This window comes from Acerihabitans arboris, from assembly GCF_010131535.1.
GTDB classification, from domain to species: Bacteria; Pseudomonadota; Gammaproteobacteria; order Enterobacterales; family Enterobacteriaceae; genus Acerihabitans; species Acerihabitans arboris.
The window spans coordinates 1-2,342 of the sequence record NZ_WUBS01000047.1; the positions used below are offsets into that span (position 1 = coordinate 1).

A 2,342-nucleotide genomic window follows, 5' to 3' on the forward strand; every position below is an offset into this window, starting at 1 on the left:
ACCTACGCCATGTGCTGGCGATTATCGCGGATCATCCCATCAATAAGATCAAAGATCTCCTGCCGTGGAACCTCAAAATCCCTGTTGAATAAGCGTCAATACGGCCCAGAGTTGACGCTTACAGAGCTGGTTTTATGAGGGCCTAAAATGGATTAGGACAGGGGGCAGGATTCAAAGGCTTGCAGGTGATGGCGCTACGCGTGCCGAGTCAGCATTGCGCGTCTAAGTTGCTTGTATGCAATCAATAGTTTTCTTGTAACTCGGTATGCTTGCATACATTTTAGGTTAATTGAATGCTGAAGTTCGATGTTTGTCTCAAAGCATTTTCTTAAGTTGCCGTGCATAAATAGTAGCCGGAAGAACAGGCTCGCCTCTTCCCGCGTCATCGGCAGATAGCCGATTTCATCGAGCATCAGCACCCGGCTACACCTCTTTGTTGCCGCTAGTTGTCTGCAGGGGCACGGCACTCATGCCGGAATCGACGCCAGGCATTGTTGGAATACCGGCTATTTGAATAACCAACCGGCTATTGGCTGCTTCTATATGCCCTTGCTCTAACAAATCAAGCCGGTCCGCCCAATCCTGCATCATGATCCGTCGCTGTTCAACGTAGGCCGCATGGTTGTAGGCTGCACTCACTTTGTTCGGGTCGGTATGAGAAAGCTGCGCTTCAATCCACGCCTTTGGATAAGCAATTTCATGCAGTGCAGTTGAAATTGTGCCGCGGATACCGTGGCCGGTCAGACGATCTTTATACCCCATTCGTTTGAGGGCTTGGTTGAGAGTGTTTTCACTCATGCGCTTTTTCAGGTCAGAACTGTGGGGTAAGAGGAATCGCTGCGCCGGTCTACTATTTCCGAGCAGGTGGCGGATGATTTCAGTAGCCTGGACAGATAAAGGGACGGTGTAGGGAGGAATATCTTGCGTGTGTTTGCCGTTCTTGCGCAAAAGTTTTTTTAGCTGTTTTACGTTATCCGGCGGAACAAACCATAATCCGCGCTCCAGATCAAACTGCTCTGGCGTAGCCAGGCGGAACTCGCCGGTTCGAACACCGGTCAGCAGCAGCAGGCGAAGTCCCAATTGGGTGTTCTCTTGGCCAGGATAACGACGTAGGTGTTGTAAAAAAGCGGGGATCTCATGCATCCATAAAAAGGGATTATGGACAGAAGGTGGTTTAGGCAGTGCGACCACCTTCAGGTCGGTAGCAGGGTTATTCTCCAATCCTTCCACTTTCACTAAAGCAAAGCGGAATAACTGTCTTGCTTCACGGAGTGTTACGCTTGGATAGCAACCGAGGGAAATTCGCTTTTGTTTTCCTCCCCAGTAATAGCGGAAGTGCCAGGTTTTTCCACCCTTGGGTGAAACAGCAAGCGAAAGGCCGGCATCATCGGAGAGGGAATAGGCTTTGCCGGTAACTTTGGCCCGGCGGATTGCGGTATCGGAAAGTGCCATAATCGTAGCTCCTGATTTCTGGTCAGAGCTGGATTTTGGTTTCCAATCGTAGAGTTCTCTAGCGACAATCCGGAATCAAACTCCCCCGCATTTTCGATGGACTTAAAAATGGACTTAAAAGCATCGGATACTGGTGGATTTCAGTGGACGTCGCTGGAACGGAGAAGGATGGATTTCATCCATATTTCAATGACCTGTGGACATCGGTAGACATCCACAGAACAAGAATTGGCTCCTCTGACTGGGATCGCCTTTGCCAGCAAGTGGCTAATAAGTAAGCTAAACCTGAATTCACTTGTTGTCAAGACCACCAGAATGACCACCAATAGTTTTGGGTTACATAAATCTGGTATGAGAAGTTCCACTGCATGGGGTGATCATTATAATGGGGTTCCTTGTAGGAAGCGCAGTCGGAGCGAGTAACGAGGGGCTTTCCCTGTAGTGCAACAGCTGACAGTCTGTTTATTCCGAAGCGGAAGTTTCAGACTTAACAATACGTTCAAAGATGAGGAACAGGTCATAATGAATGTGTCAGATTAAGTATGGATTCAGCATAGCTTACAAATATTTTTTTAGAACTCCCCACAGTCGGATTCACTGTCATACCCCGCAACACTGGATTAGGCAGCAGTACGCCGAGAACGGTAGCGACAGATTAGATGACTCAGCGCAGGCATCAGTGCCGGCTTGGCCCGGTGGTACCAGACCAGTATGTAGCTATACGATAATGTTTTTATAAGAATAAATAATGTATGGCACCATGAGGCCCCCTAGTGTCAGGATAGATGTCACCCCCATCAAAAACTCCAATGGGGCGATGGGGACGCGATATGAAGCGCATTTCACCGGAGCGAAAGGCGGCCACACTGGCTAAACTTCTTCCTCCGTAT

Annotated in this window: 2 protein-coding genes; both read right to left on the reverse strand. The window is 48.9% G+C overall.

Going from position 1 to position 2,342, the window contains the following annotated elements; genetic code table 11:
- Nucleotides 1-423: 423 nt before the first annotated feature.
- Complete coding sequence (locus GRH90_RS25790) at nt 424-1,452, reverse strand: tyrosine-type recombinase/integrase (RefSeq protein WP_162368806.1); 1,029 nt, start codon at nt 1,450-1,452, stop codon at nt 424-426.
- A 140-nt stretch (nt 1,453-1,592) separates the two neighbouring features.
- On the reverse strand, nt 1,593-1,817 hold the full coding sequence (locus GRH90_RS26450; protein WP_312857225.1) for a hypothetical protein: 225 nt from the start codon (nt 1,815-1,817) through the stop codon (nt 1,593-1,595).
- Nucleotides 1,818-2,342: the final 525 nt, after the last annotated feature.

Bases quoted from the DNA above. Each gene is read 5' to 3' on its own strand.
- GRH90_RS25790 (WP_162368806.1), bottom strand. From the start codon at position 1,452: ATGGCACTTTCCGATACCGCAATCCGCCGGGCCAAAGTTACCGGCAAA.